Below are 24,141 nucleotides of genomic sequence, written 5' to 3'. Positions count from 1 at the left end.
GCTCCCACCCGCCCCCGCCCCGCCCCCGCAGACACGCTCCGCACGCACCGAAGAAGGGTCACGGCAGACACGATGGCACCGAACACGAAGGCGGCCGGCGACGGCAGCGGCCTGGTGGAGATGGCCTGGGATCCGATCACCCGGATCGTCGGCAGTCTCGGCATCCACACGAAGATCGACTTCAAGCAGAAGCGCGTCGCGGAGTGCTACAGCACCTCGTCGGTCTTCCGCGGCTACAGCGTCTTCATGCGCGGCAAGGACCCCCGCGACGCGCACTTCATCACCAGCCGCATCTGCGGGATCTGCGGTGACAACCACGCCACGTGCTCCGTGTACGCGCAGAACATGGCCTACGGGGTGAAGCCGCCGCACCTCGGCGAGTGGATCATCAACCTGGGCGAGTCCGCGGAGTACATGTTCGACCACAACATCTTCCAGGAGAACCTGGTCGGGGTCGACTACTGCGAGAAGATGGTCCGCGAGACCAACCCCGGCGTCCTGGAACTGGCCGAACGCACCGAGGCGCCCCACGCCGGCGACCACGGCTACCGCACCATCGCCGACATCATGCGCTCCCTCAACCCCATCGAGGGCGAGTTCTACCGCGAAGCCCTCCAGGTCAGCCGGTACACGCGCGAGATGTTCTGCCTGATGGAGGGGCGCCACGTGCACCCCTCCACGCTCTACCCGGGCGGTGTCGGCACCGTCGCCTCCGTCCAGCTCTTCACGGACTACATGAGCCGCCTCATGCGGTACGTCGAGTTCATGAAGCGCGTCGTCCCGCTCCACGACGACCTCTTCGACTTCTTCTACGAGGCCCTGCCCGGCTACGAGGAGGTCGGCCGCCGCCGGGTGCTGCTCGGCTGCTGGGGCGCCCTCAACGACCCCGAGCACTGCGACTTCACCTACGCCAACATGACCGACTGGGGACGGAAGATGTTCGTCACCCCGGGTGTCGTCGTGGACGGCAAACTCGTCACCAACGACCTCACCGAGATCAACCTCGGCATCCGCATCCTGCTCGGCAGCTCGTACTACGACGACTGGGAGGGCAAGGAGCAGTTCGTCACCCACGACCCGCTCGGCAACCCCGTCGACCCGCGCCACCCGTGGAACCAGCACACCATCCCGGCCCCGCAGAAGCGCGACTTCGACGACAAGTACAGCTGGGTGATGTCCCCGCGCTGGTTCGACGGCAAGGACCACCTCGCCCTCGACACCGGCGGCGGCCCCATCGCCCGCCTGTGGTCCACGGCCCTGTCCGGCCTCGTCGACGTCGGCTACGTCCAGGCCACCGGGCACAGCGTCGTCATCAACCTGCCCCGCACCATGACCAAGCCCGAGACCCGCTTCGAGTGGAAGATCCCGAAGTGGAGCAACGCGCTGGAGCGCAACCGCGCCCGCACGTACTTCCAGGCGTACGCGGCCGCCATCGCCCTGCACTGCGCCGAGAAGGGCCTCGCCGAGGTCCGCGCCGGCCGCACCCAGACCTGGGAGAAGTTCGAAGTGCCGGACGAGGGCCTCGGCGTCGGCTTCACCGAGGCCGTGCGCGGCGTCCTCTCCCACCACATGGTCATCCGCGACGGCAAGATCGCCAACTACCACCCCTACCCGCCGACCCCGTGGAACGCCAGCACCCGCGACACCTTCGGCACACCCGGACCGTACGAGGACGCCGTGCAGAACACCCCCATCTTCGAGGAGAACACCCCGGAGAACTTCAAGGGCATCGACATCATGCGCGCCGTGCGCAGCTTCGACCCCTGCCTGCCGTGCGGCGTCCACATGTACGTCGGCGGCGGCAGGACCGTGAAGACCATGCACGTCCCCACCGGCCTGAGCGGACTGGGCGGATGAGCGCGGCCGTCGACGCCCGGGAGGCGGGCCGCCGCGTCGAGGAGGTCCTCGACCGGCTGGCCGCCACCGGGGACCGCGAGGCGTGCGAGGCCGCCGAGGAACTCGTGCGGGTGCTCATGGAGTTCTACGGTGCCGGGCTCGCCCGGATCGCGGCCCTGCTCGGCGACGGCCCGCTGGCGGCAGCCGCGGACGACGAGCTCGTGGCGAGCCTGCTCTCCCTGCACGGCCTGCATCCCGAGGACGTGCACACCCGGATCGCCCGCGCGCTGGCCGGGGCGCCCGACCCGGTGGAGCTGGTCGGTTTCGACGAGAGCACGGGTGTCCTGCGGCTGCGCCCCGCGGCCGCGCCCACCGGCTGCGGCTGCGGCTCCGGCGGAGCGGACACCGCCCGGCGGACACTGGAGGACACCCTCGTCTGCTTCGCCCCCGAAGTGACGGGCGTGGAGATGGAGCCCGCCGCGGACCCCGGGCCCGCGCTGCTGCAGATCGGCACCCGGCCGCACAGCCCGGCGCGGGTGTCGTGAGCGGGCCCGCCACCCGTACGCAGGGCCCGCGCGGGCTGCGCCGGTTCGCCGGCCCGCGTCCGCCCCGGCCCGAGACCTGCGAGCTGTGCGGGGTGGTGGTGCCGGCCGGGCACCGCCACCTCGTGGAGACCGAGAAGCGGACGCTGGTCTGCGCCTGCACCGCCTGCTCACTGCTGTTCGACCGCCCCGGAACCCGGACCGGCCGCTACCGGGCGGTCCCCGACCGCTACCTGAGCGACCCGGGGCACCGGCTCGACGACGGGCTGTGGGAACGCCTCCAGATCCCCGTCGGCCTCGCCTTCTTCTTCCGCAACGCCGCCCTGGACCGGCTGGTCGCCCTCTACCCCAGCCCGGCCGGGGCGACCGAGAGCGAACTGGACCCGCAGACCTGGCAGCAGGTCCTCGACGGCGGGCCGCTGGCCGCCCTGCTGGAACCCGACACGGAGGCCCTGCTCGTGCACCGCTGGGAGAGCCGCTCCGGCTGCTACCTGGTTCCGATCGACGCCTGCTACGCACTGGTGGGCCGGATGCGGATGCTGTGGCAGGGCTTCGACGGAGGGGCCGAGGCACGGGCCGCGCTCGGTGCCTTCTTCGACGACGTCGAACGGCGGGCGCGGCCCGTCGCACCCGCGGAGGACCGGTCATGACGGGCTTCGGCTTCTCCTGCACCGGCGTCACCGCCGACCCCTACGCCGCCGGCCCCACCCTCGTCTTCCGGCTGCGCGTCACCGCCGACCCGGACACCCGCGTGCACGCCCTCGCCCTGCGCTGCCAGATCCGCATCGAACCGGCCCGGCGCGGCTACGGCCCCGCCGAGGCGGAGGGCCTCGCGGACCTGTTCGGCGAACGCTCCCGCTGGGGCAGCACGCTCCAGCCCGTGCAGTTCGCCCAGGTGTCGGTCATGGTGCCCGGCTTCACCGGGGAGACCGAGACCGACCTGGTCGTGCCCTGCACCTACGACATGGACATCGCCGCGACCCGCTACTTCGAAGCCCTCCAGGACGGCGAAGCACCCCTGCTGATGCTGTTCTCCGGCACCGCCTTCGCGGGTGACGGCGGCTTCCGGGTCGAGCCGGTGCCCTGGGACCGCGAAGCCCCGTACCGGATGCCCGTCGCCGTCTGGCGCGAGATGGTCGAGCAGCACTTCCCCGGCTGCGGCTGGCTCCGGCTGCCCCGCGACACCATGGCCGAGCTGCTCGCCTACCGCTCCCGCCATGCGCTCGCCTCCTGGGAGGCGACCGTACGCGCCCTGCTGGACGCGGCCGGTCCCACCGGGCCGCCCCCGCCCGGGGCCGCCCGCCCGAGCGCCCTGCGCCCGCGCCTCACCGGGAGGACGGCCCCGTGACCGCGACCGACGGCTCCACGGCGACGACCGCCGCCGGGCACCCGTGCTTCGCCGCCGCCCGGCAGGTGGCCGACGCCGTCCTGCTGGAGGGGTACGTCCTCTACCCGTACCGGGCCTCCGCGGCCAAGAACCGCATGCGCTGGCAGTTCGGGGTCCTTGTGCCCCCCGCGTGGGGCCCCGCCCACGGCGAGCACGCCTTCCAGCGGACCGAGGTCCTGATGGAACCGAAGGGCGAGGCGACGCTCGCGCTGGAGCTGCGCTTCCTGCACGCGCAGCGGCGTACGGTCCAACAGGCCCTCGACGGCGGCGGTTTCACCGACGTCGACGAGCTGCACCTGGCCGACCGGGTCCTCGTCCCCTGGGACGAAGGGACCGAGGAGCGCGTCGAACTGAGCGTGCCGGTCGTCGAGTTGACCGGCGAGGGCGTTGCCGTGCCCTTCACCCGGCCGGCCCGCGACGCCATCGAGACCGTGCGCGGCGCCGACGGGCGGACGGCGGGCCGGCTGGTCCGCCGCACCGAGGGGATCGAAGGGGTACTGCGGCTGCGCGCCGTGGAACTCGACGGCGCCTACCGGGTGTTCCGGCTCACGGTCGTCGTGGAGAACACCAGCCCGTGGACCCCGGCCGCCGGGTCCGGCACCGGCACCGGAGCCGCTGATCGGGAGGCGGCCCTGCCCCGCTCGCTGGTCGCCGCCCACCTCCTGCTGGGCCTGGACTCCGGCTCCTTCCTGTCCATGACCGACCCGCCCGAGTGGGCCCGCGAGGCCGTCACCGCCTGCGAGAACCGCCACACCTGGCCGGTGCTCGCCGGCGAGGACGGCCGCGCCGACGTGGTCCTGTCCTCCCCGATCATCCTGGAGGACCACCCGGCCATCGCCCCCGAGAGCGCGGGCGCCATGTACGACGCCACAGAAATCGACGAGATCCTCGCCCTGCGCACGGCGGCCCTGACCGACCGGGAGAAGCGCGAGGCGCGCGGCACCGACGCCCGCGCGGCGGCCGTCATCGACCTCGCGGACTCCCTGCCCCCGGAGGTGCTGGAGCGCCTGCACGGCGCCGTACGCTCCCTGCGCGAGGTCACCGGCCCGGACGGGCCGGAGCAGATCGGCGAGATCCCCGACGGGGAAGCGGTGTTCAGGCCGGACACCCCCTGGTGGGACCCGGCCGGCGCCGGCTCCGCCGACCCGGCCGCCCGTGACCGGATCACCGTCGACGGCGCCCCGGTCGGCCCGGGCAGCCGCGTCCTGCTCCGCCCCGGACCGCGCCGCACCGACGCCCAGGACCTCTTCCTCCACGGCCGCACCGCCCTGGTCGAAGCGGTGCTCCACGACGTCGACGGGGGAGTGCACCTCGCCGTCACCGTGGACGACGACCCCGGTGCGGACATCCGCCGGGAACAGGGCCGCTTCCTCTACTTCCAGCCCGACGAGGTCACCCCGCTGGAGGGCGCGTGAACCCCAGGGTCCTGATCGCGGGCATCGGCAACGTCTTCCTCGGCGACGACGGCTTCGGCGTGGAGACCGTACGGGCCCTGTCCGCGCACCCGCTGCCCGACGGGGTCGAGGTGGTGGACTTCGGCGTGCGCGGGGTCCACCTCGCCTACCAGCTCCTCGACGGCTACGACACGCTCGTGCTGGTCGACGCCACGGCCCGCGGCGGCGCCCCCGGCACGCTCTACCTCATCGAGGCGGAGTCGGAGGCCGCCCGGCCCATTCCCGCCGCCGGCCCCGGCGAAGGGCCCGTCCTCGACGGCCACCACATGTCACCCGACACGGTCCTCGCGCTCCTGGACGCCCTGTGCGCCGGGACCGGCGCCACGCCGCCGCGGCGCACGCTGGTCCTCGGCTGCGAACCCGCCCGCGTCGAGGAGGGGATCGGACTGAGCGCCCCCGTCGCCGCCGCCGTGCCCGAGGCCGTCCGCATGGCCCTGGAGCTGCTCGACCCCCCGGCCCCCGGCGACGCCGGCGCACCCCGCAGAGAACTGGCGCACCCCGCAGACACCTGAGGAGAACCCCATGAAGAAGGCCGTCATCAGCGGGGTCGCCCTCGCCGCCCTCGCCGCCGTCGCGCTGCAGGTCTTCCCCGACGTCCGGCGCTACCTGCGCATGCGCCGGATGTGAGCCCGCCGCCGCACGCCCCCCGCCGAACGGCGTACGGGGGGTGCGGCGCACCGGCGTGCCCGACCGCCGCACCTCCGTCCCGCCGGTGTAATGAGCCCCGGCAGGACGGAGCCCGATGCACGAGATGTCGATCGCCATGGCCGTCGTGGGCCAGGTGGAAGAAGCCGCGAGGGCGGCCGGCGCGCACGCCGTCACGTCCGTACGCCTCCACGTGGGCGAGCTGGCGGGCGTGGTGCCCGACGCGCTGGCCTTCTGCTTCGAACTGGCCTGCGCCGGCACCGTCCTCGACGGCGCGGAACTCGTCACCGAGTCCGTGGCCGCCCGCGCCCGCTGCGGGGCCTGTACCGGTACGTGGGCCGTCGGGATGCCCCCCGAGCTGTGCTGCCCCGGCTGCGGCCGGGCCACGGACGTGGAACTGCTGTCGGGTCGCGAGCTGGAGATCCTCAGCGTCCGCTGGGAGGACGGCCCCGCAGGCGCCCGTACCCGCGAACCGATTCCCGAGGAGGCCTGAACCATGTGCCGAGAGGTCGATCTGCGGCAGGCGGTACTCGCCAAGAACGACGGCGCCGCCCAGGCCCTGCGCGACGAACTCACCGCCCGCGGAACGACGGTGGTCAATCTGCTCTCCAGCCCCGGGAGCGGGAAGACGGCGCTCCTGGAGCGCGAACTGCTCCTGGCGCGCGAACGATCCGTACCGGTCGCCGCGCTCACCGCGGACCTTGCCACCGAGAACGACGCGCTGCGGCTGGCCCGTTCGGGCGCCCCCGTCAAGCAGGTGCTCACGGACGGGCTGTGCCACCTGGAGGCCGACATGCTCGGCCGGCACCTGGACGGCTGGCTCCCCGGGGACACCCGGCTGCTGTTCGTGGAGAACGTGGGCAACCTGGTCTGCCCGGCCGGCTACGACCTGGGGGAGTCGCTGCGGGTGGTGCTCGCCTCGGTCACCGAGGGCGAGGACAAGCCGCTGAAGTACCCGACCGCCTTCGGACTGGCCCAGCTGGTGGTCGTCACCAAGACCGACATCGCGCGGGCCGTCGCATTCGACGAGCCCGCCTTCCGCGCCAACGTCGAACGGGTCAACCCCGGCGTCGAGATCGTCATGACCTCGGCCCGCGGGGGCGAGGGCCTGGGGCTCCTGCTGGACCGTGCGCTGGCCGCCGCGGCGGGAACGGCGACGCACATCCCGGTGATGGCCCGGCAGCAGGCGGCCGGCCACGACGAGGGACACCTGACCGGACACCTGACCGGCCCCGCGCACGGCCAGCCCGGACACGGCCACGGCCACCTGCACGGGCACGGTCCCGATCACGGATCCGACCACCACCATCACCACCACCACGGGCCCGGCCACACCCACCCCGCCGCCCCCGCTCCCGCCCACGGCGCCGGGCACGACCACGAGCCCGCCGCGCAGACCCGCTGATGGAACCGGTGCAGCGCCGCCGGGTCACCGTCCGCGGCGTGGTCCAGGGCGTCGGCTTCCGCCCCTACCTCTACACGCGCGCCACCGGACTCGGCCTCGCCGGGCACGTCACCAACACCCCCGAGGGCGTCGTCGCCGAGGTCGAGGGCGCCCCCGCCGCCGTCTCGCGGTTCTGCGAGCACCTGGCGGCGGATGCGCCGCCGCTCGCCGTCGTGGACGCCGTCGACCACCACGAGGTCCCCGCCGCGGGCGGCACCGGATTCACGATCGTCGCCTCCCGCAGCGGCGGCCCCGCCCGGACGCTCGTCTCCCCGGACGTCGCCACCTGCGCCGACTGCCTCGCCGAACTCGCCGACCCGGCCGACCGGCGCCACCGGCACCCGTTCATCACCTGCACCCACTGCGGGCCCCGGTTCACCATCGTCACCGGGCTGCCGTACGACCGCGCGCACACGACCATGGCGGGCTTCCCCCTGTGCCCCGACTGCGCCCGCGAATACGCCGACCCCACCGACCGCCGCTTCCACGCGCAACCGGTCGCCTGCCCGGCCTGCGGCCCCCGACTGGCCCTGCTCACCGGTCGGCCGCCCCGCGAGACCCCGGACGACGCCGCCGACCCGATCGCCGGGGCCCGCCGGCTCCTGGCGGCCGGGGCGATCCTCGCCGTCAAGGGCCTCGGCGGCTACCACCTCGCCTGCGACGCCACCCACGCCGGCGCCGTGGCAGAGCTGCGCCGCCGCAAGGCCCGCGGCGACAAGCCCTTCGCCCTGATGGCCCGCGGCATCGACGACGCCGAGCGGCTCGCGCACATCGGCCCCGAGGAACGCGCCCTGCTGCTGGGCGGGGTACGGCCCATCGTGCTGCTGCGCCGCTGCGACGCGGCGGACCCCGGCCGGGCGTCCGGAGCCGTACTCGCCGACGCCGTGGCCCCGCGCTGTCCCGACCTCGGTGTGATGCTCCCGTACACCCCCGTCCATCACCTGCTCCTCGGGCTGCCGGGGGATCCGCCCGGTCCCCGCCTGCTCGTCATGACCAGCGGCAACCTCGCGGGGGAGCCCATCGTCACCGACGACGACGAGGCCCTGGAGCGCCTCGCCGGCCTCGCCGACGCCTGGCTCACCCACGACCGCCCCATCCACGTGCCCTGCGACGACTCCGTGGTGCGGGTCTGCGACGGCGAGACGCTGACCGTACGCCGCGCCCGCGGATACGCCCCGCTGCCCGTGACGCTGCCCGTGCCGGTCCCGGCGACCCTCGCCGCGGGCGGCGACCTGAAGAACACCTTCTGCCTCGGCGAGGGCCGCCGGGCCTGGCTGTCCGCCCACATCGGCGACATGGACGACCTCGCCACCCAGTACGCCCTCGAACGCGCCGAGCGCCAGCTGGAGTCCATCACCGGCGTCAGCCCCGCACTCCTTGCGGCGGACCGGCACCCCGGCTACCGCTCCGCCCACTGGGCGCGGCGCACCGCCGGATCGCGTCCGCTCGTCCGCGTCCAGCACCACCACGCGCACATCGCCTCCGCCCTGGCGGAACACGGCCTGGACGGCGAACGCCCGGTGATCGGCGTCGCCTTCGACGGCACCGGCTACGGGGACGACGGTGCGGTGTGGGGCGGCGAGGTCCTCCTCGCCGACTACGCCGGATACACCCGGTTCGCCCACCTCGGCTACGTGCCGCTGCCCGGCGGCGACGCCGCCGTGCACCGCCCGTACCGGATGGCCCTGGCCCATCTGCGGGCGGCCGGCCTGGACCGGAGCCCGGACCTGCCCTGCGTCAGCGCCTGCCCGGCCGATGAACTGCACGTACTGGAACGCCAGATGGAACGCGGCCTGAACTGCGTACCGACCTCCAGCATGGGGCGCCTCTTCGACGCCGTGTCCTCACTGGCGGGCGTCTGCCACCACGCCGGCTACGAGGCGCAGGCCGCGATCGAACTGGAGGCGGCCGCCCTCGGCGCCGGCGGCACCGGACCCGACTACGCCTTCGGCCTGCGCGTCCCGCCGCTCCCCGCCGCCGGACCGGCCGCCCCCGTACCGGTCGTCGCCGATCCGGCGCCGCTGCTCGCCGCCGTCGTCGCCGACGTCCGTGCGGGCACCGGCCGGGGGCTGATCGCCGCCGGCTTCCACACCGCCGTGACGGCCCTCGTCGTCGAGCTCTGCGGACTCGCCCGCGAGCGGCACGGCCTGGACACCGTCGCGCTGACCGGCGGCGTCTTCGCCAACACCCTGCTGTCGTCGGCGTGCGCCCGCACCCTGCGGGCGTCCGGGTTCACCGTCCTGCGGCACGGACGGGTCCCCCCGAACGACGGTGGGCTGTCCCTCGGCCAGCTCATGGTGGCGGCGGCCGCCACCACCGAGCACCACCCACAGCAAGGAGAAGCCCATGTGCCTGGCGGTACCCGGCAGAGTGCTTGACATCGGGGAGAAGGACGGCACCCGCATGGCTACCGTCGACTTCGGCGGCGTCCAGAAGGAGGTGTGCCTGGAGTACCTGCCGGACCTCCAGGTCGGCGAGTACGCCATCGTCCACGTCGGGTTCGCCCTCCAGCGCCTCGACGAGGAGTCGGCCCGCCAGACCCTCGCGCTCTTCGAGGAACTCGGCATGCTCCAGGAGGAGTTCGGCGACCCGTGGGAGCAGGCCGCGGCCCAGGCCGGCTCCGACGCGCCCTGGCCGTTCGCCGACGGGCCCTACGCCGGAGGGCCGTTCGCGGGCGAAGCCGCCGCACCCCCGCAAGCCCGGACGGCACAGGAAGCCCCGTCGGCGCAGGAAGCCCCGACAGCGCAGGTGGCACGGACAGCCCAGGAAGGCCGGCAGTGAAGTACATCGAAGAGTTCCAGGACCCCGCCCTCGCGCGCCGGCTGCTCGACGACATCCACGCCACCGTCACCCGCCCCTGGGCGCTGATGGAGGTCTGCGGCGGCCAGACCCACACCATCATCCGGCACGGCATCGACCAGCTCCTGCCCGAACAGGTCGAACTGATCCACGGGCCGGGCTGCCCCGTGTGCGTCACCCCGCTGGAGGTCATCGACAAGGCCCTGGAGATCGCCTCCCGCCCCGACGTGATCTTCTGCTCCTTCGGGGACATGCTCCGCGTGCCCGGCACCGGCCGGGACCTGTTCCAGGTCCGCAGCGAGGGCGGCGACGTGCGCGTCGTCTACTCCCCGCTCGACGCCCTGCGCATCGCCCGGGAGAACCCGCGGCGCCAGGTGGTGTTCTTCGGCATCGGCTTCGAGACCACCGCACCGCCCAACGCCATGACGGTCCACCAGGCGAAGAAGCTCGGCATCCGCAACTTCAGCCTGCTGGTCTCCCACGTCCGGGTGCCCCCGGCCATCGAGGCGATCATGCGGTCGCCGAGCTGCCGCGTCCAGGGCTTCCTCGCCGCCGGACACGTGTGCAGCGTGATGGGGGTGGGCGAGTACCCCGAGCTGGCCGCGCGCCACCGCGTCCCCATCGTCGTCACCGGATTCGAGCCGCTGGACATCCTGGAGGGCGTACGCCGGGCCGTGCGCCAGCTGGAACGCGGCGAGCACACCGTCGACAACGCCTACGCGCGCGCCGTCCGCCCGGAGGGCAACCCGGCGGCGCTCGCCATGCTGGAGGACGTCTTCGAGGTCACCGACCGGGCCTGGCGCGGCATCGGCGTCATCCCGGACAGCGGATGGCGGCTGTCGTCGCGCTACCGCGACTTCGACGCCGAACACCGGTTCTCGGTCAGCGGCATCAACACCCGCGAGCCCGCGGAGTGCCGGAGCGGCGAGGTGCTCCAGGGGCTGCTGAAACCGCACGAGTGCGAGGCCTTCGGCACCCTGTGCACCCCGCGCAGCCCGCTCGGCGCCACCATGGTCTCCAGCGAGGGCGCCTGCGCCGCGTACTACCTCTACCGGCGGCTGGAACTGAAGACCGTGCCGGCCGCCGCGACCACCCCGCAGGAGGCGAGCCCCGTTGTCTGAAGCCGGTACCACCCCCACCCTCGACATCACGGGCTGGACCTGCCCGGCGCCGCTGCGCGACCGTCCGCGCGTGGTGATGGGCCACGGCGGCGGAGGCGCACTCTCCGCCGAGCTGGTCGAGCACCTGTTCGCCCCCGCCTTCGGCGGAGACGTGCTGGCCCAGCTGGGGGACTCGGCGGCCGTCTCTCTCGGCGGCGTCCGGCTGGCGTTCTCCACCGACTCCTACGTGGTGCGCCCGCTGTTCTTCCCGGGCGGCGGCATCGGGGACCTCGCGGTCAACGGCACCGTGAACGACCTGGCCATGAGCGGAGCCCGCGCCGCGTACCTGTCCTGCGGCTTCATCCTGGAGGAAGGCGTCGAGATGTCCGTGGTGGCGCGGGTCGCCGAGACCATGGGCGCCGCAGCGCGGGCGGCGGGCGTGGAGATCGCGACCGGCGACACCAAGGTGGTCGAGGCGGGCCACGGCGACGGCGTGTACATCAACACCGCCGGCATCGGGATCATCCCCGAGGGCGTGGACCTGCGCCCCCAGCGGGTCGTGCCCGGCGACGTCGTGATCGTCAGCGGCGGGATCGGACTCCACGGAGTGGCGATCATGAGTGTCCGCGAGGGCCTCGAATTCGGCGTGGACGTCGAGAGCGACTGCGCGGCCCTCGGTGGCCTCGTGCAGAGCATGCTCGCCGTCACCCCCGACCTGCACGTCCTGCGCGACCCCACCCGGGGCGGCCTCGCCGCGTCCTTGAACGAGATCGCGGTCGCTTCCGGCACCGGTGTCGTCATCCAGGAGCGCAGCGTCCCGGTCCCCGCGGCCGTCGCCAACGCCTGCGCGATCCTCGGCCTCGACCCGCTGTACGTCGCGAACGAGGGCAAGCTGGTCGCGTTCGTGCCGCGCGAGCACGCGGACGCGGTCCTGGACGCGATGCGCGCCCACCCGCTGGGCCGCGGCGCGGCCGTCATCGGCGAGGCCGTGGAGGCCCACCCGGGCCTGGTGGTCGCCCGTACGGCCCTCGGGGGCACCCGCGTCGTGGACCTGCCGATCGGCGAGCAGCTGCCGCGCATCTGCTGACCGCGGCCGTTTCCGCCCCGGCCGTGCGGGCAGACGCCCGGGGCGACGGGGGACCAGGCGCGCCGAGGCGGTGATCAGCATGGCCAGACCGGTCTGGACGGGCGTACTGAGCTTCGGGCTGGTGAGCGTTCCCATCGGCGTCTACACCGCGACGGACAGCCACACCCTCCACTTCCACCAGCTCCAGCGCGGCACCTCCGACCGGATCCGCAACCGGCGGGTCAACGAACGCACCGGCGAGGAGGTCGCCCTCGACGACGTCGTCAAGGGCTACGACACCGGCGAGGAGTACGTCCTGGTCGAACCGGCCGAGCTGGACGACATCGCCCCCGGCCGTTCCAGGACCCTGGAGATCAGCGGCTTCGTGGACCTGGCCGAGATCGACCCGATCTTCTTCGACCGCACCTACTACGTCGGCCCGAAGGGCAAGGAGTACACCAAGGTCTACGCCCTGCTGGAGAAGGCCCTCGCGAAGGCGGAACGGGCCGGCGTCGCCACGTTCGTCATGCGCGGCCGCGAGTACCTCGTCGCCCTGAAGGCGGAGGACGGGATCCTGACCCTGCACACCCTGCACTGGGCCGACGAGATCCGGGACCCCCGCGAGGAGGTCCCCGACCTGCCGGCCCCGTCCGGTACGAGGGCCGGGGCGCGGGAGATGAAGATGGCCGAGCAGCTGATCTCGGCCCTCGGCATGCGCTGGGAACCCGAGGACTTCCGCGACACCTACCAGGACAAGGTGTCCGCCCTCATCAAGGCCAAGGGCGCGGGGGAGACCGTCGAGAAGGCCGAGCCCGCGGCCGAGGCCACGAACGTCGTCGACCTCACGGAGGCCCTGCGCGCGAGCGTCGAGCGGGCCCGCGGCGGCGGCCGGCGCACGGCGGCGCCGCCGGGGGAGGAGTCCCTGGACGCGCTGACGAAGGCCGAGCTGTACGAGCGGGCGACGGCCGCCGGTGTCCCCGGCCGTTCCACCATGACCCGCGCCGAACTGGCCGAGGCCCTCACCACCGCCACCAGGGCGGCGTGACCCCTGCCTCCGCGCAGCTCCCGTGGTGGCCGGGTCCGCGCGCAGCTCCCGTGGTGGCCGGGTCCGCCCGGGACGCGCCCGGTCCACCCGGTCCGTCGGGTCAGGGCCCGCCCGGTCCGCCCGGTCCGCCCGGGTCGGCGGGGTCGCCCCGGCCGCCCGGGTCGGCCAGGTCCTCCGTACGGGGGACGACGTGCTCACGCCGCACCCGGTCGGCGTCGGCCTCCTCCACCCGCCCGCGGTCCGGTGGCGTGCCGATCCGGGAGGCCGTCCCCGGTGGCCGGCCGTGGTCGTCGGCCGTGCCGCCCTCGTGCTGGAGCGGCCGCCGGTGCCGCGGCGGCTCGGCGGGCTCCGGCGGGTCGTCCTCGGGCGGCGCGGGCATCGCCGCGCGCACCGCCCGCTCGGCCCGCTCCGGATCGGGGACGGAGACCGCCACCCGGCGGTAGGGAGCACCGGCTGCCAGCTCCAGGCAGAGCACGGTGCTCTCGGCCTTCACCGCGACGAAGTCCTCGCCGTCGGGCCTGCTGCGCACCCCCGAGCACCGTCCCGGCGACCACGTGCCGTGACCGGCCCGGCCTCGCAGCACGCGCCACCAGCTCCTCTCGACGCGGACCTCCCGCAGCGCCGACACGGGGACGCGTACCTGCCGGCGACGCGCGGCCAGGCCCTCGCGCAACCCCAGCCGCACGACGACCTCCGAGCCCTCCACGCTCACGTGCGCCATGGCCGCTCACCGCCTTCCTACGCTGCGGCTCCCCCGGACCGGCCCGCCGCATGCCTGCCCGGCAGGTTTCGGCGCGACGGCAGCGGTTAGGCGCCGGGACATGGTGCGCATCGGATACACGATGATGACCGAGCAGGCGGGCCCCCGCGAGCTGGTGGACCACGTGGTCGCGGCGGAGCGGGCGGGCTTCGGCTTCTCCGTCGTCTCGGACCACTACTTCCCCTGGCTGGACTCCCAGGGCCACGCGCCCTACGCCTGGAGCGTGCTGGGCGCCGCCGCGCAGGCCACCACCCGGATCCCGCTGATGACGTACGTGACGTGCCCGACGTTCCGCTACCACCCCGCGGTGGTCGCGCAGAAGGCCGCCACGATGCAGCTCCTGTCGCAGGGCCGGTTCCGGCTGGGGCTCGGCTCCGGCGAGAACCTCAACGAGCACGTCGTCGGTCCCGGCTGGCCCACGGCCCCGGTACGCCTGGAACGGCTCGAAGAGGCGGTGGGCATCATCCGTGCCCTCCTCGACGGCGACCGCGTCCACCACCACGGCACCCACTTCGACGTCGAGGACGCCAAGCTGTGGGACCTGCCCGACGTGCCGCCGCCGATCGGCATCGCCGCCTCGGGCCCAGCGTCCTGCGCACTGGCCGGACGCCTCGGCGACGCCCTCGTCGCGGTCGCCCCCGAGCGTGACCTGGTGACCGCCTTCGGCGAGCACGGCGGCACCGGCAAGCCGTGCGTCGGGCAGCTGCCGATCAGCTACGACCCCGACCGCGAAGCCGCGGTACGCCGGGCCCACGACCAGTTCCGCTGGGCCCTGGGCGGCTGGCACGTCAACGCCGAACTCCCCAACGAGGCCTCCTTCGCCGAGGCGACCCGGCACGTCCGCGCCGAGGACGTCACGCGGAACGTCCCGTGCGGCGACGACGTGGCCGCCGTCACCGAGGCCGTCCGCCGCTACGCGGACGCCGGCTTCACCGAGGTCGCCCTGATCCAGATCGGCGGCGGCCACCAGCAGCCCTTCCTCACCTGGGCCCGCACCACCCTCCTCCCTGCCCTCCGCTCCCTCTGACCCCGGTCCTTCGCCCGGTGGGGCTTCTCGGGAGGGCTCGGCGCCGTGAAGGGGCGGTGCCGCTCAGTCCTGGGCGGTGTCGTCGTTCGCCTGCGCCGCTGCCTCGGCCGCCGCGCGTGCCTTCTCCCGCATCTTGCGCACCAGCTCGGCCTTCTGGTCGGCCGCACCCTTGCGGTCGAGGTTGCGGTGCGGTCCGTTGTTCTGCCGCTCGGCGCGCGACAGCCTCTTGCGCTGCCCGCCACCCTGCCCCACGGGATTGTTGATGTTCTTGCTGTCGGTCACGGGTTCTCCCGGTGGTGATGTGCGGTGGTCCGAGGATGCAGCGGTGGGGGACGGCGCGGCGACGTCGAAGGAGGTCAGCGGGGGCCGTCACACTCTCACTCGTGCAAGACGGTACCCGCTCCCACCGCCACCGCACACCGGACCCGGAGCCGCGCCCCGCCGGCCGTCCGGCCGTCCCCTGTTCCGCTCTGCCGTGGCCGGAGGGGTCAGCCCCCTGCGTGCTGCCGGAGGGCGGCCGCCAGGAGATGGGAGTCGAGCAGGGAGACGTCCGCCGTCCTGTCCGCACGTGCGTAGCCCGCCAGCATCCGCTTGGTCAGGACGAGGGCTTCGGCCGAGCGCCGGACGAGCGGCCTGGTCCAGGACTCGATCACCTTGTCCAGCTGGTCGGGCGGCGCGGTCCGGTGCAGCAGACCGATGCGGTGGGCCGTGTCGGCGTCGAAGACGTCACAGGTGAGCATGAGTTCGCGGATCCGGGAAGCGCCTGCCTCGGAGACCAGACGTCCCATCGCCCCGCCCCACGCCGGCGGCAGCCCTATGCCGACCTCCGGCATGCGGAAGCGGCTGTCGTCGGCCCCCGCCCGCAGGTCGCAGAATGCGGCCAGGGCGAGGCCCGCGCCGATGACCCGCCCGTGCAGCCGGGCGATGGTGACCGCGTGGGTGTCCTCCAGGGCCTGGCACAAGCGGTGCGCCTTGTCGGCGGCGCGCCGCAGGCCCACTCCGGAGGGATCGTCGGTCAAGGCCTGCCGGTACTCGTCACGGTCGGCACCCAGGCAGAAGTCCGCGCCCAGCGACGACAGCGTCAGGATCCGGATGTCGGGTCTTTCGCGCAGGTCGTCGAGCAGGGTGATCAAGTCGTCGAGGACCACGCTGTCCAGCGTGTCGTCCTGCCCCCAGGGGTTGAGGCGGACGTGCAGGACGGGGCCGTCCTGCTCGGCACGGATCGCCTTGGGCGCGGTCCGGCTGAGCACGGGGGAGGGGGTGCGTTCGGTCATGCGACTGCCACGTCCAGGTTCAGGAGGCGCCGGAACGCCACACGGGGCGCCATCGACGGGGGGCGTACGAGGGTGAGACGGGGAAGGCGCCGGATCAGCCGGCGGAGCAGGGTCTGGGCTTCGAGACGGGCCAGCGGCGCGCCGAGGCAGTAGTGGACGCCGCCGCTGAAGGCGAGGTGGCCGGGCACGCGTGCCGGGTCGAACCGGTCCGGGTCGGCGTGTCTGGCAGGGTCCCGGTGCGCCGCTCCGATGAGGAGGTGGACCATCTCGTCGCGGCGGATCTCGAAGCCGCCCAGCACGGTGTCCTGCGCAGCGACCCTGCTGATCACGTGGGTGGGCGGGTCGTAGCGAAGCGTTTCTTCGACGAATCCGGGGACGAGATCCGGGTCGTCGGCGACCATGCCCCAGCGCTCCGGGCTCTCGACGAGCCGGAGCGTCATCGTCGACAGGAGGGTCGCGGTGGTCTCCAGGGCGGCCAGGAGGACGAACAGCACCAGGAAGTAGACCGCCTCGTCGGCCTTGTCCCGGTCGGGCTCGATCGCGTCCCATCCCCGGATCCACCCGGTCACGGGGTCGTCCCCGGGGTGGCAGCGCCGGTCGCGCACCAGCTCCGTGAAATAGGCGCGGAGTTCGGCGGTGGCCGTGTCCGACAGGGCCAGCTGGCTGGCCGACGGCAGCAGCTCCTGAGTGAAGACCTGATCGTGCGTCAACTGGCGCAGCATGGACCAGTCGGCCCGCGGCAGCCCGAGCCAGTCACCTATGGTGGCGATGGGCAGCTCCTCGCAGACGAGCTCCGAGAAGTCCGCCTCGCCGGTGCGTATTCGCTCGGTGAAGGCGTCGAGGAGGCGATCCGTCGTCCGTTCCACGTTGTGGCCGATGCGCTCCACGGTGGACCGGTCGAAGGTGCCCGCCGCGCGGCGCACCCTGGTGTGGTCCGGGGCGTTGAGCGCGGCGAGGGTGTTGCTCATCTCGCGCGAGGACGGGGCGTTCCAGCGCGTGCCGGGGCCTTGGCGCTCCCGCCACTCCCTGTCGGGCTCCAGCCATTGACGGCTGCGCAGCACCTGGTCGGAGGCTGCGAAGCCCGTGACGGCGAAGCCGCCCCAGGGGGCGGGGACCACCTCACCCCGCGAGAGGAGCTCGGCGTAGATGGGGAAGGGGTCGGCCTGCCCTCTTGCCGTCCGCAGGCGCGAGAAGAGGGAGGCGGACGCCCGGCGGTCGTACGACGGAGTTGTGGCAACCCCCATGATGGCGGCTCCTTTCTGAGGACCAGCCGCCATGCCTACCCGCATGATCGTCGGAACATCCACTACCACTGAGTACGCAGGGGGTTACCAGAATCACATCGGACTCATTCGCCCCTGGTCCAGGCCAGGAAGCGGCTGAACAGGCCGCCCTTGGGCTGCGGCGTGGTTCCCGTGCTCGTGCGGCGCGTGGGGCCGGCGGCGGGCGACGGGACCGCCGCCGGCTGCTGCGAGGGCTGGACCGGGCTCGCTGCGGCCGGCTCGGACGTCTGGGGGGCGGCCCTCGGGGTGAAGCGGATCGGGAGCGTGACCAGCGTACGGCTCCACGGGCTCGGCACCCAGGTGAGCGCCTTGAACGGGACGCGCACCTCCACGTCGAGCAGCTGGTTGACCAGCGTCTCCACCGCGGTCACGGCGATCATGAAAGCCGGGTCCTTGGCGGGACAGGCGTGCGGACCCGCACCGAAGGCCAGATGCGCCTTGCCGCTGAGCTGTTCGCGGTGCTCGGTCAGCTTCGGGTCCGTGTTGGCCGCGGCGAACGAGATGAGGACCGGGTCGTTGGCGCGGAGCACCCGGTCGCCGAGCTCGACGTCGTGCGTCGGGTAGTGGGCCGCGTAGTTGGCGATCGGGGCGTAGTTCCACAGGGTCCGGGAGACCGCGTCCTCGACCGGGAGGCCGACCTGCCAGTCCTCTCCGAGGTACAGGGCGCTGCTGGTGCCGATGGCCGCGGCCAGCGGCGCGGTGCCGCCGGAGAGCAGGGTCACCAGCTGGTGCAGCACCTCCTCGTCGCTCAGCTGCGCCGGGTGCTCCATCAGACGCGTCGTCAGGTCGTCCTGCGGCTGCCGCCGCTTGAGTGCGATCAGCTCGGTGAGCGCGCCGCCGAGCACCTCATCGGCGCCGGGGGTCCCCTCGAAGATGCCGCTGATCCCGGCGATCACCCGGTCGCCGATCTCGGGCGGGCAGCCGAACAGTTCGCTGAAGACCAGCAGGGGCAGCGGCTGGGCGTACTCGGCCATCAGCTCGGCCTGGCCGCGGATGTCGCCACTGAACCGACTGATCAGGTAGTTGGCGGACTGCTGCGTCTGCCGGATGAGCCGGTGCTCGTTGACGGTCGCGAGACTGTCGGTCACCGCCCCGCGCAGCCGGGCGTGCGCCGCACCGTCGCTGAAGAGGGCGTTGGGGCGGTAGCCCAGCATGGGAAGCGCCGGGCTGCCGGCCGGGACGCGCCCCTCGTTGAGGGCGTTCCAGCGGCGGGAGTCGCGTACGAAGGAGGCGGGGTTCTGCAGGACGTACAGGGCGGCGTCGTAGCTGGTGACGAGCTCGGCCTGGACGTCGGGGGCGATGTCCACGGGTGCACTGGGGCCGAAGTGACGCAGCTGCGCGTAGTGGCTGTCGGGGTCGGCTCCGAACGCAGGGCCGTACATCTGGACGTTCCCGTGCGCGGGGCAGCCGGGGGGTATCTCCATGGGTTCGAGTGGCTGTTGCATTCCTGCGCTCCTAGCCGAGTTGGGACATGAGGTGTTGCACGAGGGTGATGAGGGCCTGCGCCGAGGAGTGCTCGTCCCGTACGTCGCACTCCACGACAGGGGTTTCGTCCGTGAGGTTCAGCGCTTCGCGCACCTCGTCGAGGGGGTAGTGCGTGGTGCCCTCGAAGTGGTTCACGGCGATGGCGTACGTCAGGCCGAAGCGCTCGACGAGGTCCAGGACGGGGAAGGACTCGTGCAGCCGCTCCGGGTCGACCAGGACGAGCGCGCCCAGCGCGCCCCGGGAGAGCTCCTCCCACATCTCCTTGAAGCGCTCCTGGCCCGGCGTACCGAAGAGGTAGAGCACCAGGGTGTCGCTGAGGGTCAGCCGGCCGAAGTCCATCGCGACGGTGGTGGTCGTCTTGTCGGGCGTGCCCGACAGGTCGTCGAAGCCGACGCTGGCCTCGGTGATCTCTTCCTCGGTCCGCAGCGGCTCGATCTCGGAGAGGCTGCTGATGCAGGTGGTCTTGCCGACCCCGAAGTGCCCCACGACGAGGATCTTCACTGCGTGGGAGACATCTGGATCCAGGTACACGCGTTTACGCTCCGAATCGATTCTTCAGGCCTTCGAGCACAGCACTGACCAGTTCTCTGTCGACACGCTCGGCGCGCGGTATCGGTGTCCTCGTGAGGATGAGGCCGTCCTCCTCCAGCTGCGCCAGCAGGATGCGGACGACGCCCAGGGGCAGGTGCGTGTGTCCCGCGACCTCGGCCACGGACAGGAATCCGTCCGCGACCAGGTTCATGACCTGCGCCGCTTCCGGGGACAGCGAGCGCGCCGCGGCCTGTCCGTTCTCCGCCCCGGTCGCCGTCACGAGCGTCGTGTGCTCGTACTCGTGCTCCGGGGGCAGCGCCCGACCGTTCGTGATCACGAACAGGGGGACTAACGGAGACGTCAGTTCCAGCTCTTCGTCCTGTCCGGGCCCGTCAGGCATGTCCTGTCCCCTTCGCCGGTGTCGCTGCCGCGGTCAGTCTGGGAACCACCGAGTGCAGCCGGGTGGTGAACTCCTCGATATCACACGTCTGTTCGGCGGACGCGGCCAGGAAGGCGTCGGGGCCGGCGGCCAGGAGGAAGATCCAGCCGTGCTCGAACTCGATGACCGTCTGACGCCATTCCGTGTCCTCGGCCACCCCCGCGAACTGGGAAGTCACCCGGCTGTAGGCGTGGATGCCCGTCATGGCCGCGGAGATCGTGTCCGCCAGGTCGCGGCTCATCCCGGTGGTCGCCCCGCGGGGAAGGCCGTCCGATCCCAGCAGCACCGCGTGCCGGGCACCCTGGACCTCGGACACCACCCGGTCGAGCTCACCGAGGACGAACTTCGCGTCACCGGGCTGCTGCTGCCGGGGCTCGTTGCCCCGCGTGCCGCCGGCCTCCTCGTGCCCCACGCGCGGAGGCGAGGTGAGGTTGTTGCCCAGCCGGGCCACGAGCCGGTGCATGCGGAAGGAGATCTGCTGCATGTCCACGTCGGGCGCGGCCGCGGCGGCGAGGTACGAACCCTGCCCCGCCCCGATCAGGAAGTTCCAGCCGTGCGAGAACTCGATGATGGTCTGGTTCCACTGCCGGTCCTTCTCCGGACCGGCGAAGTGGGCCGTCGCCCGGCTGAGCGACTGCATTCCGGCCATGGCGGCGGAGATGGTGCGCACATCGTTCTCGGCCAGGCCTTCCGTCGCACCGCGAGGGAGGCCGTCCGCGGACAGCAGGACGGCGTGACGTGCGCGGGGCACGTTGTGCACGATGTCCTCTAGCATCCACGACAGGTCTGCGGTCATGCGTCTTCGGGCCCTTCGAACGAGGTGGCGTCAAGGTTGCGGCCGGAGCGCGTGCCGCGCTGGAAGGCGCCCAGGCTGCGGCCGGAAGCGCGGCCCGTCTCTTCCGGGCTCCGCGGCGGCGCCCAGGTGGTGTCGGGACGAGCGTCCGGATCGGGGACGCTGGCGATGGGCGCCTGGCGCGCGCCGCGCTTGGGCAGACCGTGCATGGTGCGCGACGGGGCACTCTGGGGCGTGCTCTGGGGGGCGCTGCGGGCCGCGCTGCGGGGCCGGCTGTCGGGGGTGCGCCGGATGCTGCTGACCGGAGCCTCCTGGACGGGCGGTATCTCCTCCATGGTCCACAGCTCCTCGGGCAGGAGGACGACGGCCCTGACGCCGCCGTAGCGGGAAACTCCGGTGACGTCGACCTTGAAGCCGTACTGACGCGCGATCAGGCCGATGACCGGGAAACCGAACTTGGGCTGCGTACCGAGCTGCGACAGGCGGGGAGCGATTTCCCCGGAGAGCAGCGCGGTCGCCCGCTGCCGGTCCTCGTCGTTCATGCTGACGCCTGCGTCGTCGATGACGATGCACAGGTTGTTCTGGACGCGCTGGAACGTTACTTCTATGGGCGCGTCGTGCTGCGAGAAGCTGGCGGCGTTGTCGAGCAGCTCCGCCACGGCGAGCGCGACGGGCGCCACCGCGGACGCCTTGAGGGCCAGGCCGGTCTGCTGCATGATCGCGACCCGGTGGAAGTTGCGGATCTGGCCCTGGGCGCTGCGCACCACGTCGTAGACGCTGGCGGGGCGGTTGCGCCGGCCGAGCGGCGCACCGCACATGACGGCGATGCCCTGGGCCTTGCGCGCCATCTGGGCGTTGGCGTGGTTGACGTCCAGCAGATCGCTGAGGACGGCGTGTCCACCGTACGTGCGCTGGATCCCGTCCAGCAGCGTCGTCTGCTCGGCGGCGATGCTCTGCAGGAGACTGGCGGCGCCCTTGAGGACGGACTTGGTGTTCTCCTCCGCCGCTTCCTCGGCCTCGCGGAGCGTGGCGGCCTGCTCGTCGCGGAACCTCTGCAGCTCGGCGCGCGACGCGTGCAGGTGGCCGTCCGCCGCGAGCAGCTGCTGCCTCAGTTCGGCCTCGGTGTGCTCCTTCTTCGCCTGCAGCGCCCTGTTGCGGGCGACGAGTGCCGCGACTGCGGCGACGGCTATCGCCACCACCGCAACCAAGCACCACACAAGTGCGTCTCGATTCATGGAAACCTTTCCCGGCGCATGGCGTGCGGACGGCTGCAGATACACCTCGCGAGGCCCCGCAACACAGCTGATCGGCGCGGTTCACCCGTCGATGTGCCGAGTGCGCGACGCCGATCACCATCCGTATCTGCGTGTAAACAGATCAAGATCACAGATGCGGGGATGCTATCACCGGATCTTCGCCCCTCCTGACGCCCGTTGCGGCGTCGCTTCCGCCCAACCGGCCCGTGGCAGGAGCAGGTTGACATGGGTCTTTCGACCCGGCGTCCGCCGTCGTCCACCCTTCTCTCCGTTGATCTGTCAAGCAGTTCTTCACATGAGGAGCCGCAATTCCTCACATCGATCCGAGAGGCCGTCGACCGACCCCCGGGCGGGCCCCACCGGCCGGCGTCCGCGGCCCGGCCGAGCCGCCCGACTCCGCGACGCCGACCTCCGGAGCCGCATCCCAGCCGGTCAGAGCGCGGCCCTCTCCGGTCGGCCGGTCGATCCAAGCCAGCCGGTTGAGGTGGTGGCGGGTCAGGATCCGGTGCACGGTCGAGGCGGGCGGGCCCGGGATCGGGCCTATCCGGGCGGGGCCGAGTTTCCGGGCTTGTCGCAGCTCGCAGCCGGAGCTGAAGTGGCAGGGGGCTATCCCCGGTGATCCGCCGCTACGAGCGTGAGCGGCCCGGCGAACTGATCCACGTGGACGTGCAGAAGCTCGGCCGGATCCCCGACGGCGGCGGTCACAAGACCAACGGCCGCCAGGCCGGCCGGCCGATCCGCGGCAAGGGCTTCGACTACGTCCACTCCGCCGTCGACGACCACTCCCGCCTGGCCAGCAGCGAGATCCACCGCGACGAAAAGTCGCCACCTGCGCGGACTTCCTGACCCGCGTGGCCACCTTCTTCCACGCCTGCGGCATTCCCCGCATCGAGCGGGTGCTGACCCGACAAGGCCTGGGCCTACCGCGGGATGGGGGACGTGAGCGATTTCCTTGGCAGCGGCGGATTCTTCCGGCATGTGGAATTCTGCCCAGACCAGCTCACGGCTGGTCCTGTCGGACCGCAGGATGTCAGGCGCGTCCCGTAGAAGGTCCTGGCTGCCGAAGGTGTCCGCGAGGAACCGCTCGCGCTCGTTCACGTCCGCATAGTGCACGACGTCCACGGAGGTCGATGAAGGGGGGATGCGCAGCGGATCGTTCGCTACTGTCGCGCACCAGTCGCCATCGAATGTCAGGTTCATTGATGGCCGGCCGTCACCAGTTCCCATAGGTGTCCACCAGGTTCGCGATCAGCGCGGTCAGGGCGTCGGCGCGCTGGCGGTCCTCGCGCTGTTCGCGCAGGGCCTCGTCGGCGGCTCGCAGCCGGGCCAGGGCGGCCGGATCCTGGTCTTCCACGTCGTAGATCAGCGGATCGGTGACCAGATCCAGGCACTCGGTGAACAGCCGACGGGTGGCAGGAGACGGGGGGTCGAGGTCGGGGTCTGCGTATGGGTTGGTCAGGTAGCGCGCCGCATTTGTGAGGCTCCACCCCACGACGACGCCGTGCTGGACCAACAGCGCCAGGTCTGGGGCGATGCCGATGCGGGCCTCGATCGGCTCGTCCAGGACATCGAGATCGCGCAGACTGGTCAGTACGGTGTCTCCGGAAACGCGACACAGCACCGGGCACATCTCGTGCCGGAAGTCTTTGAGCTCGTCTGCTCGGAGCCCGCCGGGACGTAGCGCCGGCAGTGTGGGAACGCGGTCGGTGCTGTTGCAGTTGGGGGACGTATACGGCATCTGGAATTCGGCCCCGACGAGCTGTCGGCTGTTCTTGTCGAACCGGAATACGTCGGGGAAATCCCACATGAAGTGCTGGCTGCCGAAGGTGTCCAGGACGAACCGCTCCCGCTCCTTCTTGTCCGCATACTGCACAACGCGCACAGAATCACCTGCGAAGCGGGGGGTGATGTGCAGCGGTTCGCCCGTCACGGTCGCGCGCCAGTCGTCGTCAAATGCCAGATTCATGGTGTCTGC

24 protein-coding genes and 3 pseudogenes are annotated in these 24,141 nt (G+C 72.5%); 16 read left to right on the top strand and 11 right to left on the bottom strand.

Going from position 1 to position 24,141, the window contains the following annotated elements:
* Positions 1–72: 72 nt before the first annotated feature.
* The 14 genes and pseudogenes from AC2RP6_RS10240 to ku all read left to right on the top strand — a co-directional run bounded on the left by AC2RP6_RS10240 (position 73) and on the right by ku (position 13,318).
* Positions 73–1,857, top strand: coding sequence for a nickel-dependent hydrogenase large subunit (locus tag AC2RP6_RS10240; protein ID WP_486445935.1), 1,785 nt, complete (start codon positions 73–75; stop codon positions 1,855–1,857).
* The gene (locus AC2RP6_RS10235; RefSeq protein WP_486445934.1) at positions 1,854–2,381 is read left to right on the top strand and encodes a hypothetical protein; all 528 of its coding nucleotides are present in this window, start codon (positions 1,854–1,856) and stop codon (positions 2,379–2,381) included. The genes AC2RP6_RS10240 and AC2RP6_RS10235 overlap by 4 nt, the downstream gene beginning before the upstream one ends.
* Positions 2,378–3,028, top strand: coding sequence for a DUF5947 family protein (locus AC2RP6_RS10230; RefSeq protein WP_486445933.1), 651 nt, complete (start codon positions 2,378–2,380; stop codon positions 3,026–3,028). Before AC2RP6_RS10235 ends, AC2RP6_RS10230 begins: the two co-directional genes overlap by 4 nt.
* On the top strand, positions 3,025–3,726 hold the full coding sequence (locus AC2RP6_RS10225; protein ID WP_486445932.1) for a DUF6084 family protein: 702 nt from the start codon (positions 3,025–3,027) through the stop codon (positions 3,724–3,726). Before AC2RP6_RS10230 ends, AC2RP6_RS10225 begins: the two co-directional genes overlap by 4 nt.
* Positions 3,723–5,180, top strand: coding sequence for a hypothetical protein (locus tag AC2RP6_RS10220; RefSeq protein WP_486445931.1), 1,458 nt, complete (start codon positions 3,723–3,725; stop codon positions 5,178–5,180). The genes AC2RP6_RS10225 and AC2RP6_RS10220 overlap by 4 nt, the downstream gene beginning before the upstream one ends.
* Positions 5,177–5,731 (top strand): hydrogenase maturation protease, encoded by a 555-nt coding sequence (locus AC2RP6_RS10215; RefSeq protein ID WP_486445930.1) that lies wholly within the window; start codon positions 5,177–5,179, stop codon positions 5,729–5,731. The genes AC2RP6_RS10220 and AC2RP6_RS10215 overlap by 4 nt, the downstream gene beginning before the upstream one ends.
* A gap of 10 nt (positions 5,732–5,741) precedes the next feature.
* Positions 5,742–5,846 (top strand): DUF6893 family small protein, encoded by a 105-nt coding sequence (locus AC2RP6_RS10210; RefSeq protein WP_486445929.1) that lies wholly within the window; start codon positions 5,742–5,744, stop codon positions 5,844–5,846.
* A gap of 115 nt (positions 5,847–5,961) precedes the next feature.
* Entirely contained in the window at positions 5,962–6,357 is a 396-nt protein-coding gene (locus tag AC2RP6_RS10205) for a hydrogenase maturation nickel metallochaperone HypA/HybF (protein WP_486445928.1), read from the top strand.
* Positions 6,358–6,360: 3 nt separating this feature from the next.
* A complete protein-coding gene (gene hypB / locus AC2RP6_RS10200; RefSeq protein ID WP_486445927.1) occupies positions 6,361–7,269 on the top strand; it encodes a hydrogenase nickel incorporation protein HypB in 909 nt (302 codons plus the stop codon).
* Positions 7,269–9,686 carry a carbamoyltransferase HypF gene (gene hypF, locus AC2RP6_RS10195; protein ID WP_486445926.1) on the top strand — a complete coding sequence of 806 codons (2,418 nt, stop codon included), beginning with the start codon at positions 7,269–7,271 and terminating at the stop codon, positions 9,684–9,686. The genes hypB and hypF overlap by 1 nt, the downstream gene beginning before the upstream one ends.
* Positions 9,655–9,933, top strand: a pseudogene (locus tag AC2RP6_RS10190) (HypC/HybG/HupF family hydrogenase formation chaperone); the annotation flags it as partial. The gene hypF and the pseudogene AC2RP6_RS10190, both read left to right, overlap by 32 nt.
* Before the next feature lie 152 nt (positions 9,934–10,085).
* A complete protein-coding gene (gene hypD, locus AC2RP6_RS10185) occupies positions 10,086–11,228 on the top strand; it encodes a hydrogenase formation protein HypD (RefSeq protein WP_486445925.1) in 1,143 nt (380 codons plus the stop codon).
* Between the two features lie 76 nt (positions 11,229–11,304).
* A complete protein-coding gene (gene hypE, locus AC2RP6_RS10180; protein ID WP_486450280.1) occupies positions 11,305–12,294 on the top strand; it encodes a hydrogenase expression/formation protein HypE in 990 nt (329 codons plus the stop codon).
* Between the two features lie 79 nt (positions 12,295–12,373).
* A complete protein-coding gene (ku, locus tag AC2RP6_RS10175; protein WP_486445924.1) occupies positions 12,374–13,318 on the top strand; it encodes a non-homologous end joining protein Ku in 945 nt (314 codons plus the stop codon).
* A gap of 100 nt (positions 13,319–13,418) precedes the next feature.
* Here ku and AC2RP6_RS10170 read toward each other — a convergent pair whose 3' ends face one another.
* A complete protein-coding gene (locus AC2RP6_RS10170; RefSeq protein WP_486445923.1) occupies positions 13,419–14,039 on the bottom strand; it encodes a hypothetical protein in 621 nt (206 codons plus the stop codon).
* 100 nt (positions 14,040–14,139) lie between these two features.
* On the opposite strand from AC2RP6_RS10170, the gene AC2RP6_RS10165 reads away from it, so the two are divergent.
* Entirely contained in the window at positions 14,140–15,105 is a 966-nt protein-coding gene (locus AC2RP6_RS10165; RefSeq protein WP_486445922.1) for a TIGR03557 family F420-dependent LLM class oxidoreductase, read from the top strand.
* 63 nt (positions 15,106–15,168) lie between these two features.
* Here the strand turns inward: AC2RP6_RS10165 and AC2RP6_RS10160 are convergent, their stop codons facing one another.
* The 9 genes and pseudogenes from AC2RP6_RS10160 to AC2RP6_RS10120 all read right to left on the bottom strand — a co-directional run.
* Positions 15,169–15,387 carry a DUF6243 family protein gene (locus tag AC2RP6_RS10160; protein WP_486445921.1) on the bottom strand — a complete coding sequence of 73 codons (219 nt, stop codon included), beginning with the start codon at positions 15,385–15,387 and terminating at the stop codon, positions 15,169–15,171.
* Between the two features lie 206 nt (positions 15,388–15,593).
* The gene (locus tag AC2RP6_RS10155; RefSeq protein ID WP_486445920.1) at positions 15,594–16,379 is read right to left on the bottom strand and encodes an enoyl-CoA hydratase/isomerase family protein; all 786 of its coding nucleotides are present in this window, start codon (positions 16,377–16,379) and stop codon (positions 15,594–15,596) included.
* Entirely contained in the window at positions 16,376–17,623 is a 1,248-nt protein-coding gene (locus AC2RP6_RS10150; protein ID WP_486445919.1) for a cytochrome P450, read from the bottom strand. Before AC2RP6_RS10150 ends, AC2RP6_RS10155 begins: the two co-directional genes overlap by 4 nt.
* 104 nt (positions 17,624–17,727) lie before the next feature.
* Entirely contained in the window at positions 17,728–19,107 is a 1,380-nt protein-coding gene (locus AC2RP6_RS10145; RefSeq protein ID WP_486445918.1) for a cytochrome P450 family protein, read from the bottom strand.
* A 10-nt stretch (positions 19,108–19,117) separates the two neighbouring features.
* Positions 19,118–19,678, bottom strand: a complete 561-nt coding sequence (locus AC2RP6_RS10140; RefSeq protein ID WP_486445917.1) for a GTP-binding protein — start codon at positions 19,676–19,678, stop codon at positions 19,118–19,120.
* 4 nt (positions 19,679–19,682) lie between these two features.
* Positions 19,683–20,078, bottom strand: coding sequence for a DUF742 domain-containing protein (locus AC2RP6_RS10135; protein ID WP_486445916.1), 396 nt, complete (start codon positions 20,076–20,078; stop codon positions 19,683–19,685).
* Positions 20,071–20,892, bottom strand: a complete 822-nt coding sequence (locus AC2RP6_RS10130; RefSeq protein ID WP_486450279.1) for a roadblock/LC7 domain-containing protein — start codon at positions 20,890–20,892, stop codon at positions 20,071–20,073. The genes AC2RP6_RS10135 and AC2RP6_RS10130 overlap by 8 nt, the downstream gene beginning before the upstream one ends.
* A 17-nt stretch (positions 20,893–20,909) precedes the next feature.
* Positions 20,910–22,145, bottom strand: coding sequence for an ATP-binding protein (locus AC2RP6_RS10125; RefSeq protein WP_486445915.1), 1,236 nt, complete (start codon positions 22,143–22,145; stop codon positions 20,910–20,912).
* A gap of 466 nt (positions 22,146–22,611) precedes the next feature.
* A pseudogene (locus tag AC2RP6_RS10120) lies at positions 22,612–22,749 on the bottom strand (IS481 family transposase); the annotation flags it as partial.
* A 17-nt stretch (positions 22,750–22,766) separates the two neighbouring features.
* Here AC2RP6_RS10120 and AC2RP6_RS10115 point away from each other — a divergent pair.
* Positions 22,767–23,093: pseudogene (locus AC2RP6_RS10115) on the top strand (IS481 family transposase); the annotation flags it as partial.
* 286 nt (positions 23,094–23,379) lie between these two features.
* Here AC2RP6_RS10115 and AC2RP6_RS10110 read toward each other — a convergent pair.
* The gene (locus AC2RP6_RS10110) at positions 23,380–24,132 is read right to left on the bottom strand and encodes a hypothetical protein (protein WP_486445914.1); all 753 of its coding nucleotides are present in this window, start codon (positions 24,130–24,132) and stop codon (positions 23,380–23,382) included.
* Between the last annotated feature and the right edge of the window lie 9 nt (positions 24,133–24,141).

The organism is Streptomyces sp. WAC03905 (assembly GCF_057371075.1).
This window is presented reverse-complemented; position numbering and strand designations above follow the sequence as displayed.

What these genes read in the sequence shown, in the direction of transcription:
- hypE (WP_486450280.1), top strand. Translation starts at nt 11,305, where the DNA reads ATGGGCCACGGCGGCGGAGGCGCACTCTCCGCCGAGCTGGTCGAGCAC.
- AC2RP6_RS10130 (WP_486450279.1), bottom strand. Translation starts at nt 20,892, where the DNA reads ATGCTAGAGGACATCGTGCACAACGTGCCCCGCGCACGTCACGCCGTC.
- AC2RP6_RS10225 (WP_486445932.1), top strand. Translation starts at nt 3,025, where the DNA reads ATGACGGGCTTCGGCTTCTCCTGCACCGGCGTCACCGCCGACCCCTAC.
- AC2RP6_RS10145 (WP_486445918.1), bottom strand. Translation starts at nt 19,107, where the DNA reads ATGCAACAGCCACTCGAACCCATGGAGATACCCCCCGGCTGCCCCGCG.
- AC2RP6_RS10135 (WP_486445916.1), bottom strand. Translation starts at nt 20,078, where the DNA reads ATGCCTGACGGGCCCGGACAGGACGAAGAGCTGGAACTGACGTCTCCG.
- AC2RP6_RS10165 (WP_486445922.1), top strand. Translation starts at nt 14,140, where the DNA reads ATGGTGCGCATCGGATACACGATGATGACCGAGCAGGCGGGCCCCCGC.
- AC2RP6_RS10210 (WP_486445929.1), top strand. Translation starts at nt 5,742, where the DNA reads ATGAAGAAGGCCGTCATCAGCGGGGTCGCCCTCGCCGCCCTCGCCGCC.
- AC2RP6_RS10240 (WP_486445935.1), top strand. Translation starts at nt 73, where the DNA reads ATGGCACCGAACACGAAGGCGGCCGGCGACGGCAGCGGCCTGGTGGAG.
- AC2RP6_RS10110 (WP_486445914.1), bottom strand. Translation starts at nt 24,132, where the DNA reads ATGAATCTGGCATTTGACGACGACTGGCGCGCGACCGTGACGGGCGAA.
- AC2RP6_RS10235 (WP_486445934.1), top strand. Translation starts at nt 1,854, where the DNA reads ATGAGCGCGGCCGTCGACGCCCGGGAGGCGGGCCGCCGCGTCGAGGAG.
- AC2RP6_RS10125 (WP_486445915.1), bottom strand. Translation starts at nt 22,145, where the DNA reads ATGAATCGAGACGCACTTGTGTGGTGCTTGGTTGCGGTGGTGGCGATA.
- hypF (WP_486445926.1), top strand. Translation starts at nt 7,269, where the DNA reads ATGGAACCGGTGCAGCGCCGCCGGGTCACCGTCCGCGGCGTGGTCCAG.
- AC2RP6_RS10155 (WP_486445920.1), bottom strand. Translation starts at nt 16,379, where the DNA reads ATGACCGAACGCACCCCCTCCCCCGTGCTCAGCCGGACCGCGCCCAAG.
- ku (WP_486445924.1), top strand. Translation starts at nt 12,374, where the DNA reads ATGGCCAGACCGGTCTGGACGGGCGTACTGAGCTTCGGGCTGGTGAGC.
- AC2RP6_RS10205 (WP_486445928.1), top strand. Translation starts at nt 5,962, where the DNA reads ATGCACGAGATGTCGATCGCCATGGCCGTCGTGGGCCAGGTGGAAGAA.
- AC2RP6_RS10150 (WP_486445919.1), bottom strand. Translation starts at nt 17,623, where the DNA reads ATGGGGGTTGCCACAACTCCGTCGTACGACCGCCGGGCGTCCGCCTCC.
- hypB (WP_486445927.1), top strand. Translation starts at nt 6,361, where the DNA reads ATGTGCCGAGAGGTCGATCTGCGGCAGGCGGTACTCGCCAAGAACGAC.
- AC2RP6_RS10170 (WP_486445923.1), bottom strand. Translation starts at nt 14,039, where the DNA reads ATGGCGCACGTGAGCGTGGAGGGCTCGGAGGTCGTCGTGCGGCTGGGG.